At 39.7% G+C, this 16,580-nt stretch carries 17 protein-coding genes; 10 read left to right on the top strand and 7 right to left on the bottom strand.

The annotated features are described in order from the left end of the window. Positions 1-26: 26 nt before the first annotated feature. Both QFZ31_RS18985 and QFZ31_RS18980 read left to right on the top strand, forming a co-directional pair. Positions 27-1,370 carry an alkaline phosphatase gene (locus QFZ31_RS18985; RefSeq protein WP_373459864.1) on the top strand — a complete coding sequence of 448 codons (1,344 nt, stop codon included), beginning with the start codon at positions 27-29 and terminating at the stop codon, positions 1,368-1,370. A 194-nt stretch (positions 1,371-1,564) separates the two neighbouring features. After that, a complete protein-coding gene (locus QFZ31_RS18980) occupies positions 1,565-2,659 on the top strand; it encodes a cytochrome-c peroxidase (RefSeq protein WP_307305764.1) in 1,095 nt (364 codons plus the stop codon). Between the two features lie 56 nt (positions 2,660-2,715). Here QFZ31_RS18980 and QFZ31_RS18975 read toward each other — a convergent pair whose 3' ends face one another. The 5 genes from QFZ31_RS18975 to QFZ31_RS18955 form a co-directional block, all read right to left on the bottom strand. Beyond that, complete coding sequence (locus QFZ31_RS18975) at positions 2,716-3,699, bottom strand: metal-dependent hydrolase (RefSeq protein WP_307305762.1); 984 nt, start codon at positions 3,697-3,699, stop codon at positions 2,716-2,718. A gap of 26 nt (positions 3,700-3,725) precedes the next feature. Then, positions 3,726-4,868, bottom strand: a complete 1,143-nt coding sequence (locus QFZ31_RS18970; RefSeq protein WP_307305760.1) for a glycosyltransferase family 4 protein — start codon at positions 4,866-4,868, stop codon at positions 3,726-3,728. A gap of 32 nt (positions 4,869-4,900) precedes the next feature. After that, the gene (locus QFZ31_RS18965; RefSeq protein WP_307305757.1) at positions 4,901-5,428 is read right to left on the bottom strand and encodes a phosphatase PAP2 family protein; all 528 of its coding nucleotides are present in this window, start codon (positions 5,426-5,428) and stop codon (positions 4,901-4,903) included. A gap of 18 nt (positions 5,429-5,446) precedes the next feature. Continuing rightward, positions 5,447-6,775 carry a UDP-glucose dehydrogenase family protein gene (locus QFZ31_RS18960; RefSeq protein ID WP_307305755.1) on the bottom strand — a complete coding sequence of 443 codons (1,329 nt, stop codon included), beginning with the start codon at positions 6,773-6,775 and terminating at the stop codon, positions 5,447-5,449. Positions 6,776-6,959: 184 nt separating this feature from the next. Next, a complete protein-coding gene (locus QFZ31_RS18955) occupies positions 6,960-7,496 on the bottom strand; it encodes a ribonuclease H-like YkuK family protein (protein ID WP_307305753.1) in 537 nt (178 codons plus the stop codon). Between the two features lie 273 nt (positions 7,497-7,769). Between QFZ31_RS18955 and QFZ31_RS18950 the strand changes: the two genes are divergently transcribed. Next, positions 7,770-8,870 carry an amidohydrolase gene (locus QFZ31_RS18950; protein ID WP_307305750.1) on the top strand — a complete coding sequence of 367 codons (1,101 nt, stop codon included), beginning with the start codon at positions 7,770-7,772 and terminating at the stop codon, positions 8,868-8,870. 59 nt (positions 8,871-8,929) lie between these two features. On the opposite strand, the gene QFZ31_RS18945 is transcribed toward QFZ31_RS18950, so the two are convergent. Beyond that, positions 8,930-9,430: a DinB family protein gene (locus QFZ31_RS18945; protein ID WP_307305746.1), complete on the bottom strand. Its 501-nt coding sequence runs from the start codon at positions 9,428-9,430 to the stop codon at positions 8,930-8,932. Between the two features lie 188 nt (positions 9,431-9,618). On the opposite strand from QFZ31_RS18945, the gene QFZ31_RS18940 reads away from it, so the two are divergent. Both QFZ31_RS18940 and QFZ31_RS18935 read left to right on the top strand, forming a co-directional pair. After that, entirely contained in the window at positions 9,619-9,966 is a 348-nt protein-coding gene (locus QFZ31_RS18940; RefSeq protein WP_307305743.1) for a PadR family transcriptional regulator, read from the top strand. Then, complete coding sequence (locus QFZ31_RS18935) at positions 9,953-10,957, top strand: HAAS signaling domain-containing protein (protein ID WP_307305740.1); 1,005 nt, start codon at positions 9,953-9,955, stop codon at positions 10,955-10,957. The genes QFZ31_RS18940 and QFZ31_RS18935 overlap by 14 nt, the downstream gene beginning before the upstream one ends. A 34-nt stretch (positions 10,958-10,991) precedes the next feature. Here QFZ31_RS18935 and QFZ31_RS18930 read toward each other — a convergent pair whose 3' ends face one another. Next, positions 10,992-12,188 carry an MFS transporter gene (locus tag QFZ31_RS18930; protein ID WP_307305738.1) on the bottom strand — a complete coding sequence of 399 codons (1,197 nt, stop codon included), beginning with the start codon at positions 12,186-12,188 and terminating at the stop codon, positions 10,992-10,994. Positions 12,189-12,393: 205 nt separating this feature from the next. On the opposite strand from QFZ31_RS18930, the gene QFZ31_RS18925 reads away from it, so the two are divergent. The 5 genes from QFZ31_RS18925 (at position 12,394) to QFZ31_RS18905 (ending at position 16,353) form a co-directional block, all read left to right on the top strand. Further along, positions 12,394-12,804 (top strand): hypothetical protein, encoded by a 411-nt coding sequence (locus QFZ31_RS18925; protein WP_307305736.1) that lies wholly within the window; start codon positions 12,394-12,396, stop codon positions 12,802-12,804. Positions 12,805-12,808: 4 nt separating this feature from the next. Next, complete coding sequence (locus QFZ31_RS18920) at positions 12,809-13,477, top strand: PspA/IM30 family protein (protein WP_307305734.1); 669 nt, start codon at positions 12,809-12,811, stop codon at positions 13,475-13,477. A 78-nt stretch (positions 13,478-13,555) separates the two neighbouring features. Next, positions 13,556-14,272: a M50 family metallopeptidase gene (locus QFZ31_RS18915; RefSeq protein ID WP_307305730.1), complete on the top strand. Its 717-nt coding sequence runs from the start codon at positions 13,556-13,558 to the stop codon at positions 14,270-14,272. 19 nt (positions 14,273-14,291) lie between these two features. Further along, positions 14,292-14,963, top strand: coding sequence for a response regulator transcription factor (locus tag QFZ31_RS18910; protein ID WP_179603266.1), 672 nt, complete (start codon positions 14,292-14,294; stop codon positions 14,961-14,963). Further along, positions 14,953-16,353 (top strand): sensor histidine kinase, encoded by a 1,401-nt coding sequence (locus QFZ31_RS18905; RefSeq protein WP_307305726.1) that lies wholly within the window; start codon positions 14,953-14,955, stop codon positions 16,351-16,353. The genes QFZ31_RS18910 and QFZ31_RS18905 overlap by 11 nt, the downstream gene beginning before the upstream one ends. The last annotated feature ends 227 nt before the right edge of the window (positions 16,354-16,580 follow it).

Raw genomic sequence — 16,580 nt, 5'->3', positions numbered from 1 at the left:
ATTCAGTTGTATTCAGGGGGATATGTATGTTTGTTAAATGGCAAATAAGGTGGACTTTTTCGATTTTAATTAGCCTTTACGTTATGTTATCAAGCTCGATAAAAATATATGAAGCTGAAGTTAATGAAGGTAGCGGGGATATTAAAAATGTCATTTTTCTAATAGGTGATGGCATGGGTATTTCATTCACATCGGGGTACCGTTATTTCAAAGATAACCCAGCCACTTTTGAACTAGAATCAACAGAATTTGGACCGTACCTGGTGGGTCAGCAGACGACCTACCCGAACGACCCACGGCATAATGTAACTGATTCTGCTGCTTCAGCAACGGCAATGGCAACCGGTGTGAAGACCTATAATGGGGCAATTGGGATTGCCAATGACCATACGAAGTTAAAATCAGTCCTTGAAGCGGCAAAGGAAAAAGGGAAGGGAACGGGGCTGGTTGCTACAGCGCAAATGACCCATGGCACTCCTGCAGCTTTTGGTGCTCATGTTGACCAGCGAAAGAGCATGAGCGCCATTGCAGATGATTATTTTGATGACTTAGTTAATGGTAAGCATAAAATTGATGTATTGCTTGGTGGAGGTTCAGAATGGTTTATCCGTAAAGATAGGAACTTAGTTAATGAGTTTGTTAAAGATGGCTACAGCTATGTAACGAACGTGAATGAGATGAATAACGACCAAAGTGCTCAAGCGTTAGGTCTTTTTGCAAAAAGAGGGCTGCCGAAAATGATAGATCGTTCAAACGACATTCCATCTCTTGCAGACATGACTACTTCTGCAATCGAGCGGCTGAATCAGAATGAAAAAGGCTTTTTTCTAATGGTGGAAGGAAGTCAGATTGACTGGGCCGCACATGACAATGATATCGTGGGTGTCATGAGTGAAATGGAAGATTTCGAGAAAGCATTTAAAGTGGCCATTGATTTTGCCAAAAAGGATGGACTTACATTGGTTATCGCAACAGCGGATCATTCAACCGGGGGATTCACGATAGGGGCGCAAGGACAATACAATTGGTTTAGTTCTGTAATAAAAACAGTCAAGAGAACACCTAACTATATGGCTTCTGAGATCGTCAAAGGAGCGGGAGTTAAAGAAACGTTAACGAAATATATTGAGATTCCTTTAACAGAAAATGAAATAAGATATGTTGAAAGAGCAGCAAGAACACTAAAAGCAAGAAACATCGACAATGCCATCGAAGAAATCATTAACAACCGATCCTACACTGGCTGGACAACCAGTGGACACACAGGCGAAGATGTAAACGTCTATGCCTACGGACCAGGAAGTGAGCGCCTGAGGGGCCAAATCGACAACACTGATCATGCCAAAATCATCTTTGATATTCTTCGTTGAGGAAAGTACGATCGTTGGTGCCGAGTGGTTTACTCGGTGACAGGCACCAACCGTGGACACTGTCCGCCTCAGGCGGACAGTTGTTGTTTCTATCGGTAACGTTTAATAATTTCTTCATAATATGGTGCTCTTTTTTTATAAAACCAATTTTATAATGGTGATAAGATAATAAAAATTAGAGGAGCACTCTATTTATGAATAAATTAGTGAAGGGCGCGGTATTGACTCTTATCATGTGTATTGGTTTGTCAGCTTGTGGTGAGAAGGAGAAGGTAAAGGCACCAACAAATCTGTCTACGGAGGAACAGAGCAAATCTCAAGGGAATGAAATTGATCCCGAGGAGCTGCTAACCAGCCTTAGAAATCATACAACACTTGTCCCAATTGGCGATGTACCAATCCCAACGGATAATCCGATGAAGCCAGAAGTGCTTGAACTTGGGCAAATGTTATTTTTTGACCCGCGCTTATCAGGCAACAACGAGGTAAGCTGCCAAACTTGTCATGATCCAAATATGGGTTATGGAGATAATCAGCCTACTTTTGATAAATATACAGGGGGAAATGAAGCAAGGAACAGCCCAACTGTGATTAATTCAGGTTATTACACGTCTAATTTTTGGGATGGCCGTGCCGCCTCCCTAGAGGAACAAGCGCTTGGTCCGATTCAGAATTCGGATGAGATGAATCAGCCTCTTAATGAACTTATAAAAGAACTATCGGCTATCAAAGGGTACCAGGAACGTTTTCAGGCTGCATTCCCTGATGGAATCACCGAGCAAAATATTGCAAAAGCTCTAGCCGCTTTTCAAAGGCAAATTGTTGTAAAGGATACTCCTTACGATAGGTTCCTAGAAGGGGATACAGAGGCATTAACGAAACAAGAAGTCAGCGGGCTCCGTTTGTTCACAGGAAAAGCGTTTTGTGTCACTTGCCATAATGGACTAAACCTTTCTGATAACAATTTTTACAATATCGGTCTCAATACAGAGGACAAGGGTCGCCAAGCGGTAACCGGACAAGAAGGGGATTTAGGAAGAATTCGCACCCTTGGTTTATATGGACTCACCCATACAGCACCATATATGCGGGATGGAAGTATTGCAACGCTTGAGGATGTAATCGATTACTATGACCGCGGCGGGGATAGCCATCCCAATAAGAGCTTTTTTATCCAAAAATTTATGAGCCCGATTGGTTTAACAGACCAGGAGAAGGCGGATCTACTACCGTTTCTAAAAACCTTGGGCGAAGAAACGCCAATTTTTACAAAACCAGAACTTCCTTAATAAAAGTATAGTCCTGAGCCCCCTTGACTCGAGGTAATCACAAGGGGGCTCAAAATTTATTTTATTGAGGTTTCTAACTTTTTTATTACCTTTTTATATTGTTTAATAGAGGTTAATTTACCAGTGTAGGATACTTGGTTTTGATAATCTAATGAAATGAACATTATAGCAAGCTTAGGGAAAAATTTCTTAGTCCGGAACCGAAGGTCTTTCCAATAAATGAAATAACCGCTTTTTCTCTTTTGAACAAAAGGGTAGGCGAAGTGGGTACTTCTTAGAAAGCTTTCTACTTCAGGATTCTGACTGCTATCGATTACTAATCCAGGGTAATCTAGTTTCTTTGAAAAAGTATGCTCGATCGATAACTCTCCCTTTGTGTAAGAACCAAATAAAAAGTCCTGATTGGTTTCAATGATAATATTCCAGTGGAATGGTGATGTTTTAGGGATCATTTTTACCCGGAGCGATTTTTGAAAATGCAGTGAAAGCTTCCATTTCGTATACTGTGTAAAAATGAACCGAGCCAGCAAGTAAAAAAACATCGCTAGATAAATGAAGGTAAAGACTCTCCCGGTTTCAAAAAAAGGAAGCAGGCTAAATCCAAGAATATGAAGCATGATGATATATGGGTCGATTAAGGGGAGGAAATCTAAAGACAGCCATTTCGTAGAAAATGGGCGCAGCGCTTGAGACCCATTAACATTAAACAAATCTAATAGAACGTGTAAGGTAACAGCTAGCATTATCCACAAAAACAAGTGAGAAATAGAGCTGCCAGGGAAAAATGGTAAAATGGAAGCTGTAGTAAGTATGCACCATAAAGGGATTGCCGGCAGTGAATGTGACCACCCCCGATGATTTCGGTAATAACTGCTTCTACCCTTTAAACGATAGAAAAAATCAAAATCCGGTGCGTTGGAACCTACTACTGTTCCGACAAGGACGGCAGTCGATAAGGCACTATCATTTGAAATCACGGGATCGATTTGAGCAAGAGCACCTAGTCCGAAGCCGATAATTATGTGTGAAACTGTATCCATTCATATTCCTCCTTACCGAGATTACTTCATGCATATATTTTCTTAGAGGGTTCATCGATAACGGCAGAATAATGGTTGAGCAGGTTATCAAATATCTGGTCCCACCTTTGAGTAAGTGCATATTTCCTAGCATTTAACGACATCTGATTCCTGAAAAGCTCATTTCCTAACAACTGAACAATACGGTTAACAAAATCTTCTGAATTACCTGGCTCACACAAATGTCCGGTAATACCGTTTGAAATAATATGTTTCACTCCTCCAGCATTTGCCCCGATTACCGGTGTCCCACTGGCAAGAGCCTCTAACGCAACATTTCCAAACGTTTCAGTAGGCGATGGAAAAATAAATAGGTCCGTCGCTGAATAGACCTCCGCTAATCCAACTCCATTTAAATAGCCAGTAAAGGTCATATTTGGCAATGCATCCATTTGCAGTTCTTCAAGTAAGGGACCATCTCCGGCAATCAACCAATGTACCTGTTTATTTATTTCAGGTTGTAGTGAGTTCGCAATTTTCATAAGCGTTTTTAAATCTTTTTCAGGTGCCAGCCTGCCAACATAGGTAAGGAGAAATTTTTCAGAAATTCCGTATCGATTATGAACAAGCTCTTTTTGATAATTAGGATGATATAGCTGGCAGTCAACGCCTCTAGGAAAAATTTCTAAGTTTCTAAACCCGCGGTTATTCAATTTTTCCAGTGTATCAATGGAAGGGACAAACAGCTTTTTAAAAGGACTATGAAACCATTTCATGTATTTCCAAAGTGGGATAGAAAGGAATTCAAGGTCATAAAAATGTAAATAGTCATTAAAATCGGTGTGATAAGAGCCGACAATTGGGATGTTTAATTTTTTCGCAAAGTAAACACCACAAAGACCAACCGTAAACGGCGTTGCTACGTGAATCAAATCTGGTGAGAATTGCTCGATTTCCGATTTAACCTGGCTAAAGTTTGGGAACGCTAAGCGGCATTCCGGATATAGAAAAAATGACTTGCTTTTTAACCGATGAATATGATCTGAAACATATTCAGTTGACGCAGGATAAGGTGCAAAGACTTTATAGGAGATATGCTGGCCCTCAAGATAGTTTGTTAATTTTTTGAGTGTTTGTGCCACCCCGTTGATATCCGGATAAAAGGTGTCAGAGAAAATAGCAACCTTCATATAAACCCCTCCTACGCAGTTTCCATTTCATTTTAGGTTAAAAAATGTGAGCATAGAATACCGAAGGACGTCCCGAGAAATCCTCCTGCAATCACGTCCGATGGAAAATGCAGACCTAAATAAATCCTTGAAATTCCTACACATAGCCCTAAAGGAATCAGAACGGCTGCTAGAACAGGGTTTAGAATAACAAATGGAATGATGACTGAGAATACAGCTGTTGTATGACCTGACGGAAAAGAATGATCCTTTAATGGATTTGGTAAAATCTTTGTTGTTTCAAATAATAAATAGGGTCTTTTACGAGGGAAAAGCTTCTTTACCACTTGAACAGGGATATGACTTAGAGCTAAGGCTGCCGCGCTTGAAATCGCTGTAACTCTGGTCGTACCCGTTGAAAAAATAATGAGTAACAAGGTCGTTACACTTATAAACAGTGCACCTCCAATTCCAGTAATCGTACGAAAAAAGAGATTTATAATTTTTTTATCAAAATGGCTATTAATCTCATGAAAAACCATGCATTCGAAATGATAAAAGGATTGGATTACTCTCATCATTATTGTGTCTCCCTCTATTTAAAGACGTTGGGCGGGTTTTTCATTCACTATAGATGGCCTTCCGATGGATACATAGGTAATCGGATATCGTTGAATATCCTTAAGTGAATAGCAATTTCGTCCATCGAAAATAATCGGTTCATTCATATAGGTGGTATAAGCATCAAATGGAAGATGCTTTATTTGGTCCCACTCTGTTGCGATGACAGCAAAGTCAGCCCCTTTTAGCGCTTCACGAATATTTGTCGTGTACTCAATTGAATTTCCTATCAGTTTATGGGCATTAGGAATAGCAATCGGGTCATAAGCAGTGACAAGTGAACCCTCTTCTAATAAGTCTTTAATAACCGTTAAGGAAACGGCTTCACGGATATCATCCGTTTCAGGTTTAAAAGCAAGCCCAAGTAAGGCGGCTTTTTTTCCTTTTAATGAACCGAGCATTTCTTTTGCCTTCTTTACTAGAAGGGAATGCTGCTGCTGATTTACTTTAATCACGGATTCAAGTAATTCGAACGGATGTTGGACATTTCCTGCTAGTTGAGCAAGAGCTTTTGTGTCCTTTGGAAAGCATGAACCTCCATAACCAATTCCAGGCTGAAGATAGTTTGACCCAATCCGCTTATCCATTCCCATGCCATAAGAGACTTCCTCAATATTTGCGCCAACTTTTTCACAGAGATTGGCAATTTCATTAATAAAGCTTATCTTCGTAGCAAGGAAGGCATTGGAGGCATATTTAATCATCTCTGCACTTCTAATATCAGTGACAACTATCGGTATTTTTAAAGGAAGATAGAGCTGCTCTATAATGGAAGCTGCCTCAGGGTTATCTGCGCCAATTACGATTCGATCTCCTAAGTAAAAGTCTATTATCGCTGAACCCTCACGAAGAAATTCAGGGTTTGATACAACATCCACTTTTAGGTGACGGGGCTTACGATTCTGGAAAATTTGCTTGATTATTTCGTTTGTTCCAACTGGGACGGTACTTTTCGTACAGACAATGACATCATTTTCGATATTTTCAGCAATGTGGTAGGAAGCGATATAAATATAGGATAAGTCGACAGCCCCATCTTTTTTTTCAGGAGTTCCAACTGCAATAAAAATGATTTCAGCATCACGGTAAGCTTGTTTTGGGCTCGTCGAAAAGCGGAGTTGCCCGTTAGCGAGGTTTTTTTCTAATAAAGGTTCCAGTCCAGGCTCAAAGAATGGTGAATGTCCTTTTTCGAGTATATCTATTTTCTCTTTTTGAGTATCTAAACAGGTTACATGATGACCTGCTTCTGCGAGACAAACTGCTGTAACTAGCCCGACATTTCCTGCTCCTGCAACTGTAATCCTCATCTTATCCCTCCAAATAATAGTGTTCGCTTAATTTTATCTGAAAAATTTGAATTTTTTCTTAACCTAGTGTTAAAAGAGTGTAAAGACTTTGTATAGTTGGCAGGGAATTAACGCTTTTACCAGCCTAAAAAGTAAAGACCTGAGCCCTGGTGCGTTTTATGTGAACGCAACATGGCTCAGGTCCCTATTTTGTGTAGCGGTTGGCATAGCTTGAGGCAACAAAAGCATTTGGCTTTATCTTTGGCTCGACCCCCATGGATTCCATACGTGCTACCATTTCTTTAACAAATTCTCTTGTTTTATTGCGTTTTCCAGCTCCAATATCAATATGACCTTCCATGGTGAAAGTGGCACCTTGATACACAAAGGGAAGGACGATATTGATCAACCGAGTCTTTCTTTCCTCAGTAAATAACGCAACAATGTCCTCTGTTAATGACAGTTCGAAGGAAATCCGCTCGTGCAGTTGAGTCATTTTTCTTGGAATTACGATTTTCCTAATGCAAGCCCATGCTCCTTTACCCTCATTTTGAATCACTATTCCCGTAATAAAAATGGTGTGACGTTTATGGACCTGTGAATCGGTTCCAACCATTAAGCGATAATTTCCACTGGGTGCTAAATTCATGAACTTTACAATGTGCTCAAAAACCTGTTCAAACGACATACTCTTTTCACGCAGATTCTGAAACGAATAATCAAAAACCTGATAATTTTTCATTTAGAACACCACATCTTCCCTTTCATTTTTATGATTACTTTTTATAATTCTTAATATTATTTTATGGAATAAAAATTATTCTTGTGCACCAGTAATGGGACATGCTAAACATAAAATTGTCTAATAGGGAGACACTGTCCACCTGGGGTGGAAAGTGTCTTTCTATGGTGCCTGTCACCCTCTTTTTAATCCCCCTTTTTAAAAAGCATTGAAGGAACAAGTTCTTTTGATGTACTATGACTTTATTAGTTTTTTTTGGATAGGGAGTATGTAATGTTGACTGAAAATTTTGAAAGACAGATTTTGACTTGGTTTGAACATTTCCATGCTCACCCTGAGGTTAGCTGGAAAGAGGTTAAAACAACCCAAGCCATTGCAGATATTTTAGATAATCTTGGCGTGGAATATCGTCGTTTTTCTGATGTAACCGGACTTATAGCAGAAATCGGCGAGGGAGAAGAAGTGGTAGCTGTTCGAGCGGAAATAGACGCTTTATGGCAGGAGGTGAACGGAGTTTGGCAGGGGAATCACTCCTGTGGCCACGATGCCATTATCTCTATGGTGCTTGGAGCACTACTTTACTTGAAGGATAAGCGTCTCAGTAAAAGGCTGCGTTTTATTTTTCAGCCGGCTGAAGAAAAAGGGAACGGTTCGATTGCGATGATTGAAAGAGGAGCGATCGAAAACGTTAGCCACCTATTCGGTATCCACCTTCGACCAATTGAAGAGCTGCCAATGGGACGAGTTTCAGCCTCTATTCATCACGGAGCTGCTATCTTCCTTGAAGGTAAAGTTCTCGGTGAAGATGCACATGGTGCAAGGCCGCACCAAGGCAAAAATGCGCTAGACGTGATTGTCGGTCTGCATCAGTTGGTCAAATCTATTTATCTATCACCGTTTGAAGCATATTCTGCAAAACTTACTAAAGTAATCGCTGGTGGAGAGAGCTTAAACATTATCCCGGGATCTGCGGAATTTGCCATTGATGTCAGGGCACAAAAAAATGAAGTTCTCGGAAAACTTAAGGACCAAATTGACCATGGAATTAACTGTTTAAAGGACCTATATGGGGTTGAAATCGAATGGAAATGGAGCGATTTTACTCCTGGTGCTGAGGTTTCTGCTGATGCTGAAGCAATTGCCGAAGAAGCGATTCTGAATGTTGCTGGTCGAGAGGTTCTTGCACCACCCGTTATCACGTCTGGCAGTGATGACTTTCATTTTTATACCATTAAGAATCCAGAATTAAAAGCAACCATGATCGGTGTTGGGGCAGACCTTCAGCCAGGGTTACATCATCCTAAAATGTCCTTTAATCGATCATCCCTAGATATCGGGGCGCGTATTCTTGCTGAAACGCTGCTGAGAGCTTAAATAAGAAATACTTTTCGTGTGCCTGTTACCCAATTATTTGGTGACAGGCACGAATTTTTTTACAACAAAGATTTAATTTCCTTGATTTGCTCGATATGCCGCTCTTCATGGAGATAAATCAAATCAACCCATTGGTCTAGAGGAGTATAACCAAAAAGTGGGTGCTTGGTTGATTTTTCGGCTAAAATGGACTTGTCTTCAAGCTGATTATAAAACTCAAAAAATAGGTTTCTTGATTGATTTAAAAGCTCTCTAATTTCCTCTAACTCCAACGGCTTATCCCCCGGGGCAACGATATCAGGTGCCTTTGCCTTCTGAGATCGATCAACTGCCAGCTGAATAGGCTTCGGCTCTGCATTTTTTCCATTGCTTTTACTAAGACCATATATAATGGCTTGTGTGAATACACTTTCAGATAAGTACAAATGATGGCATACCTGAGCAACACTCCAAGTACCCTCGTCAGGCTTTTTATTTAGCTGTTCATAGCTTAAATCTGAAATCTCTTTTAACAACCTATTCCTCGTTCCAGTGAGATTCTCCACTACATTTGTAATCATGACCAGCACGCTCCTCAAATAGACATTCAATACTGTTTATATTCACCTTTACAAAAAATATTCCTTGTAATACGGCAATGAAAAAATAATATCGATAGTTAAATATTATACGAACATCAATAGTGTATGATGCATAGTATAGAGTATAGTGTATGACGTACAGCATAAAAACAAACGGAGGTGGATGAATGAGCACCTTATTAAACTCATTAACGACAGAGCTAAGGAGAGGGACATTGACGTTAGCGGTATTAAGCCAGCTGAGGACACCACAATATGGCTATTCTCTTGTCCAGTCATTAGAGCAGTGCGGGATATCGATTGAACAGAGTACACTATATCCACTGCTTCGCCGGCTGGAAAAACAAGAGTTAGTCACAAGCAGCTGGGATACAACGGAAAGCAGACCTCGCAGGTATTATGTGTTAACACCATTTGGAATTGAAATCTACCTGCAATTAAAAACAGAATGGGAAAAGACTTCCCAAGAGTTAACCCTATTACTAAAAGGAGATGGAACGGATGAGAATAATTGACCTGTATATTCAGGAGGTTACTCGCAGGCTCCCAGAAAAAAGTCGAAAGGATATTGCACTTGAACTTCGCTCAACAATCGAGGATATGCTTCCGGATGATTACACAGAGGAAGACGTAAAGACTGTCCTTGAAAAGTTGGGAAATCCGGCTATCCTTGCCAGTGGATACCTAGACCGCCCGATGCATTTAATTGGCCCTCGTTACTTTGATATCTATATCAATCTTCTAAAAATAATTCTTCCCATTGCTGCAGTAATTTCCCTGATTTCTTTCATAGCTAATACGATTTTTTCCTATACTGGAGAGGAAGCGGTTTTAAATGTTCTATTAAATAGTATTGGCATAGGAATTTGGAGAATATTGAGCACGGGGATTCAAGTATTCTTCTGGTTAACGGTAGTGTTTGCAATCATAGAGCGAACGGATCGTCAGAAAAGTAATACTCCATTAACGGCATGTTTTAAAGAGTGGACACCAGATGACTTAAATCATATTCCTTACATTCCAAAGGAAAAAGCGATACCAAAGGTGGAAGTGTTTCTTGGTCTGCTTTGGACGGCAATGTGGGCAAGTGTCTATTTCAATGCGTCTAGTCTTCTAGGAGTCTACGAAAATGGAAATAATGGTCTTGAATTTGTCCTGCCAACTTTTAATCAAGAGGTTCTGTTGTCCTATTTGCCTTTGGTGGTCATTGTTATTGGATTGGAGATTGCAGTAGCGTTCTATAAATTGCATAAAGGACAATGGACTAGGAAAATTGCAAGTTTCAACACTGCTATGCATGGTGTTTCTTCAATTGTATTTATCATCATCATCAGTAATAATCAGTTATTTAATCCCGCATTTGTTAGCTATATAACTGACCTATTCAGTATTACAGGTGATGTTAGCGCATGGATTTACTGGGGAGCCGTATTTACATTCCTTTTATTTGCAGCAATCGATGTTTACCAAGGATTCAGAAAGGCAAATTTAAAAAACTTCAAGTAACCAAAGGGCATCATCCAAATGGATGGTGCCCTTGTTAATTCTCTTGATTAGCGGTAAGCATTTGTTTGTTTTTTACATAAAAAAAGAAAGTAGTAACAATCCCTAGTAACCCATAAAGTAAGCACATTAACTGCAGACCAATAAAATCCAGGAGGAATCCCGTCAATAGCAAGACGACTTGGAAGCCAATCCGATCGAGCATATTGCGGAACGAGAAAAATCTTCCGTGAAAATCCTTTGGCACCTTTGTTTGAAAAATCGTAGATGCTGTTGGAAAGAAACAGCCGACTGAAAAACCGAAAACGAGAAATGCTGCTATGGTTACGACAAAAACATCCCCAAAATAAAGCATAATCTGAGAAACACCAACCAGGAGCGAGCTGCCAAATAAAATCTTGTAAGGCGAGAAATTATCGCTGATTTTTTTAATGAAAAAGGCACCGATCATAAAGGAGACTCCTTCTGCCGTATAAATCCAGCCTTTAATAGCAGAACTATCCTGAAGTTCACTAATGTTAATTACCAAAAGGTTGAATCCGCCTAGAAACAAAAGCGGAACTAGTGTCATCAATAGGGTCATGAAGACAATCGGCAAACCCTTTATTACAGGTAATACATCTTTAAAACTAGTCTTTCCATTGGTATTCTTCTTTTCTGAAGAACTATTAGTATTTTCCTCAAAGTTTAGGAACCAAGTTAGGATAAGTAATCCTAGGTAGGCCACAAGAGACCCAATATATAACATGGATAAGGGAAGCAGGACCAAAAGAATCCCTGCAACAGCCGTTCCGATGATTCGTGAAAGGGTGGACACATTCATATGAACCCCATTGAGCTGAAGTAAATCTTTATCTTTTACAATAAGAGGTATTGCTGCTTGCAGTGCTGGAAAGTAGAATGCTGCGGAAATCTGAATGGTCACAAAAAAGACTAGCATCCACCAAACTGACCCTGTAGCGATCGCAATTAGCATGAAGATAACACTGATAGTACGCAATAACCCTGACCATAGCATGACTGTCTTTTTACTTTTCTGGTCGGTAATTTTGCCTGCGTAAGGGCCAACGATAATCCCTGCTACTAGCCCGGTAGCCATAAGAAGAGACTTTAAGAAATCAGAAGGTATCTTTTCCTGCATGAACTCTAGATTACCAATAATCCCAAGCCATAGGCCAAGACCAGCGATAAATTCCCCTGTTAAAATAATCCAAACGTTTCTGTTTTTCCACATAGGCATTAGCCTCTCAGTCCATTCAATTAATATTATCCAAAGACTATCATAATCTAATAGTTAATAGAATAGAACCACTTCTTTTACATTTATTAGAAGACCAAAATTTTTAAAAAATTTTTTAGAACATGTCCTCCTTTCACCAAGTTTTCACCATTGTCCGATAAACTTCAAACTATCAAGAACGAAAGGAGGAAACATAGCGATGAATACTAGAGTTAAACTAGCCATTTTCTGGGGTGTGATCATTACTTCTGCACTAGTTGTAATTAATTCCTTCCTGCATCTACTAGGAGGACAACAAACCAATGTGGTGTTCCAAAATAGCGGGTTTCGACCTGAAGGGCGGGGGCACCATTTTGGAAGGGGACCTCACCAGTTTATGAATGGTCCTCATCATGGAGGAGATTTTTCATGGTTTGGACTTTTACTATTTCTGATTGTTGGACTAACACTTTTAGTTCTAATCGTGAAATGGGTTAGAAGGAAAGCAAAAAATTCTGCTATGCAACAGTTCATTGATACACCTGTAGTAGGTTCACATATTCCAATCATCAATCAAAATGCAAGCATGTTAGACCAGTGGGAAAAAAACATAACAAAAAAAGGAGAATAGCAAAATGGGTATTTTTAAAAGAGTAAAAACGATTACGAAGGCTGAAATAAATGGATTATTGGATGGGATGGAAGATCCAATTGCAATGTTGAATGAATATTCAAGAGAATTGGAGCAGGAAATTCTTAGGGGCCAAAAAGCATTATCACAGCAATACCTTGTGGAGAAAAAACAAGCAGCTTTATTGCTAGAAACTGAACAATTAATAGCCAAAAGAACGCGTCAGGCTAAACTTGCAATTGAACAAGAAGAGGATAACATCGCGAAATTAGCCGTTCAGGAAAAACTGCTTCATGAAAAACAGTTTGACCTCTATCAACAGCAATTTGATGCAATCAAAGAACAGACTCAAATTTTAGTAAAAAAATTGAACCAATTGAAGGAAACCTATAATGAATTGCAGCATAAGAAAATTTTATTAGCTTCAAGGGCAAATGTGGCTCAGTCTATTAAGCAAATTCAAAAAGCGACTGTTTCCTTCCAAACAGATAACATTGCAAGAGGAGTGGCACGTGCGGAAGAACGAATTATGTTGATGGAAGCTCAGGTCCAAGCTGGCAGCCAGTTCTCCAGTCCATTAGCGCAGCATGATGCCGCATTTCAAAATTATATAAGGGAAGAAGAGCTCGAACAGGAACTTGAAAAATTAAAACGTGAAAAAGTGACGTTGTAAGGATAATTTGAGAAAGGAAGCACTCTTTGCAGGATTGGTGCTTCTTTTTCTTTATATAAATGGAAAGGAGAATTCAACGTGAGTGTTACAAGCCTTATACTGCTAAATTTGGCCGGGGCACTGGCTATTAGCAGGCTTCCTATGTTTAGGGTTTATTTTTCTCTATGTAATACACTAATCGAGAAGATCTTTCATGTTTTAGCAGTTGTTGTTACGAGAGAAGGAAAATCAAATAAAATTAAATTGTACAAAAACGGCTCAGGCGAGACAACAAACATTGTCGGCTCGAAAATCAAAAAGGTAATGATGGTTTATATTGGATATACGGGTACATTGATACTAGCAATGGGGTTGTTTTATTTACTATCATTTCATAAGTTTGATTGGGTTATATATTTCTTTATCGGTCTAATGGTGATCTCTATTTTACTCTGGATTCGAAACCTTTTTGGGGTATTATGGGCGTTATCATTTGCAGCACTATTAGCTGTGCCGCTTTATTTCAGGAATGAAGCAGCAATTATGCATATAAGTATTTTTTTATCCTCACTTATTCTCGTTCAAGCTATCATAAATGCTTTCCAAGTAATAGGACAAAGTTTTAAGGCCGGAGGAAAACCGGGAGCTTTAGCAAAAATAGCAAGGGTACCAGCTATTATTTGTGGAATCGCCTTACTAGGCCAGTCGCTCTTTGCGGCTTATTTTATCTTCAGTAAAGTTCTAAATTTTAAGGCGGCTATGATAAGATTTGAGTTGTTAGAGATCATCCAGGTAATGGAGAAGTTTATCAACTGATTAAAAGGAGTTTCTAGATATGAAAATCTTATTAGCAGAAGATGATTCGCAGCTAGGTGAATTAATTGTATATATGCTTACGAAAACAGGTTACAAGGTAGAGTGGGTGATGGAAGGGGAAGATGCATATTATTACGCTTCCAACGCACACTATGATGTCTTAATCCTAGATTGGATGATGCCGAACGGCGATGGGGTAGATGTCTGCCGCCGATTACGGAAACAAGGATATCCGGGAGCCATCCTGATGTTGACTGCAAAGGATACAGTAGAAGACCGAATTGAGGGATTGGATTCCGGAGCTGATGATTACCTCGTGAAGCCTTTTGAAATAGGGGAATTGCAGGCAAGATTGCGGGCTCTTTCACGGCGTAATTATGCACCTCTATTAGAAGAGGAAATTAAGTTACAAGATCTAGTGCTGAATCGAAACGGCCATTTTGTTCGATTTGGGAGCGAAGAAATCCAGTTAAGTCCTCGGGAGTATCAACTATTAGATTTATTGGTCCAAAATAAAGGACAAGTCATCCCGCGCGAAGTGATTCTTGAGAGAATTTGGGGGCTGGATTCGGATGTTGCGCCTAAGACGATTGATGCAACTGTAAAACTAATTCGGAAAAAGTTAGATAAGGCGGGGAAACAAGAATTAATACAAAGTGTAAGAGGGGTAGGGTATAAGGTTGAAAACTAATCTGCTTTCATTCTTCCGCTTATTAACAAACCTAGGTGAAAGGGATGTTTTTAAAAGTACCCAAGGCCGGCTTACCCGTATTTATAGTGGATTGCTTATTTTATTTCTTATCCTGTTTATTATGATTGTTTATTCTGTCCTTTATTTTAGTATTCTCAGGAATCAGGAGACGGAACTTGAAACATTAGTGAAGCAGGAAGCAGGTTTCCTAGAGGATTATTTAACAACAAATGAAAAAAGTGATTATCGCGGAATTGAAAATCAAGAGGTAGTGTTTGCCGGAGTAAACCAGCTTTTTTATTATGTGGTAAATTCAAATGGAGAATTGATTATGGGAAATGAAGCAGATCAGCGATTGCGATCTGCAGTGTTAAATATTTTGAATCGAAGAGACCTCCATGATGGAGAGATTCTTAAGGAGACACTTCATCTTGAAGGAAGTGGGAAAGGCAGAGGAAAACCGGGTGAATTTTTTCAGCGTGAGCCCGACAGAGATATCCGCCTAATCATTGCCAGCCAGTCAATCTACGATAATGGCCGTTTTGTGGGTAAATTGTTTATTGGTAAGGATATTACCTTTGCCTATCAGCTTTTCCATTGGTTATTGATTATTCTTTTAGCAATTGGATTGGTATTTGTTGTGGTGGCACTATTTATTAGTACGGCCATGTCCAAAAAAGCTATGATTCCGATTAGCAGGGCTTTTACGAGACAGCGGGAGTTTGTTGCAGATGCCTCGCACGAGCTGCGAACTCCTTTAAGCGTACTGTTATCGTCTCTCGATGCGATTGAAATGACGATTGATACGAAGAAAGAGGAATTTGCCGGTAAACTGCTTTCGAATATGAGGCAGGAAGTGAAACGGATGACAAGTTTGGTTAGCGACTTGTTAACACTAGCGCGTTCAGATTCAAATATCATCGAACGGAGAACAGAGACGTTTGACTTTCTTCCTCATGCCGAGAAAGCGATTGAATCTGTCGAGTCACTTGCTAATGCAAAGCAGATTAACCTTCATTTTGAAGCTCCGGATACATTGATGACGAAGGGAGACCCGGAGAGATTATCTCAATTATTATATATCCTATTAGACAATGCCATTAAGTACACGCCCAATCATGGAGAGGTTTGGCTCCTGCTATCAAGGGAAGGGCAGGAACTATGTATTGGCGTAAAGGATACGGGTATCGGAATTAAAAAAGAAGATTTGCATCGCGTTTTCGAACGTTTCTATCGAGCAGACAAATCCCGTTCACGGCAAATGGGCGGGCATGGATTGGGACTATCCATCGCCAAATGGATCGTAGAAACACATGAAGGAACAATAAACATATCCAGCGAAATCGGAAAAGGTACAGAATTTACTATTCGGATTCCGTTAAAAGGATAATGATGCCCAATAATGGTGCCTGTCACCACTCGTGGACACTTTCCACCTGAGGCGCACAGTCAGCAATGGTAAATGCTTGATCCTTTTGCGGGGGTCAGGCATTTTTTTTGTCCATTTGAGTTTTTATTAAATTATTAGAATTAAAAAACACATTATTCCTACTTGACTGATAGGAATATATATACTAAGATTCTCATAGACTAATTTACGCAACACCAAATATATAT

This window comes from Neobacillus niacini (assembly GCF_030817595.1).
Lineage (GTDB): Bacteria > Bacillota > Bacilli > Bacillales > Cytobacillaceae > Neobacillus > Neobacillus niacini_G.
The sequence above is the reverse complement of the archived record's forward strand: the minus strand, read 5'-3'. Positions and strand labels throughout refer to the sequence as shown.

Bases quoted from the DNA above. Each gene is read 5' to 3' on its own strand.
- QFZ31_RS18985 (WP_373459864.1), top strand. From the start codon at position 27: ATGTTTGTTAAATGGCAAATAAGGTGGACTTTTTCGATTTTAATTAGC.
- QFZ31_RS18980 (WP_307305764.1), top strand. From the start codon at position 1,565: ATGAATAAATTAGTGAAGGGCGCGGTATTGACTCTTATCATGTGTATT.
- QFZ31_RS18975 (WP_307305762.1), bottom strand. From the start codon at position 3,699: ATGGATACAGTTTCACACATAATTATCGGCTTCGGACTAGGTGCTCTT.
- QFZ31_RS18970 (WP_307305760.1), bottom strand. From the start codon at position 4,868: ATGAAGGTTGCTATTTTCTCTGACACCTTTTATCCGGATATCAACGGG.
- QFZ31_RS18965 (WP_307305757.1), bottom strand. From the start codon at position 5,428: ATGATGAGAGTAATCCAATCCTTTTATCATTTCGAATGCATGGTTTTT.
- QFZ31_RS18960 (WP_307305755.1), bottom strand. From the start codon at position 6,775: ATGAGGATTACAGTTGCAGGAGCAGGAAATGTCGGGCTAGTTACAGCA.
- QFZ31_RS18955 (WP_307305753.1), bottom strand. From the start codon at position 7,496: ATGAAAAATTATCAGGTTTTTGATTATTCGTTTCAGAATCTGCGTGAA.
- QFZ31_RS18950 (WP_307305750.1), top strand. From the start codon at position 7,770: ATGTTGACTGAAAATTTTGAAAGACAGATTTTGACTTGGTTTGAACAT.
- QFZ31_RS18945 (WP_307305746.1), bottom strand. From the start codon at position 9,430: ATGATTACAAATGTAGTGGAGAATCTCACTGGAACGAGGAATAGGTTG.
- QFZ31_RS18940 (WP_307305743.1), top strand. From the start codon at position 9,619: ATGAGCACCTTATTAAACTCATTAACGACAGAGCTAAGGAGAGGGACA.
- QFZ31_RS18935 (WP_307305740.1), top strand. From the start codon at position 9,953: ATGAGAATAATTGACCTGTATATTCAGGAGGTTACTCGCAGGCTCCCA.
- QFZ31_RS18930 (WP_307305738.1), bottom strand. From the start codon at position 12,188: ATGTGGAAAAACAGAAACGTTTGGATTATTTTAACAGGGGAATTTATC.
- QFZ31_RS18925 (WP_307305736.1), top strand. From the start codon at position 12,394: ATGAATACTAGAGTTAAACTAGCCATTTTCTGGGGTGTGATCATTACT.
- QFZ31_RS18920 (WP_307305734.1), top strand. From the start codon at position 12,809: ATGGGTATTTTTAAAAGAGTAAAAACGATTACGAAGGCTGAAATAAAT.
- QFZ31_RS18910 (WP_179603266.1), top strand. From the start codon at position 14,292: ATGAAAATCTTATTAGCAGAAGATGATTCGCAGCTAGGTGAATTAATT.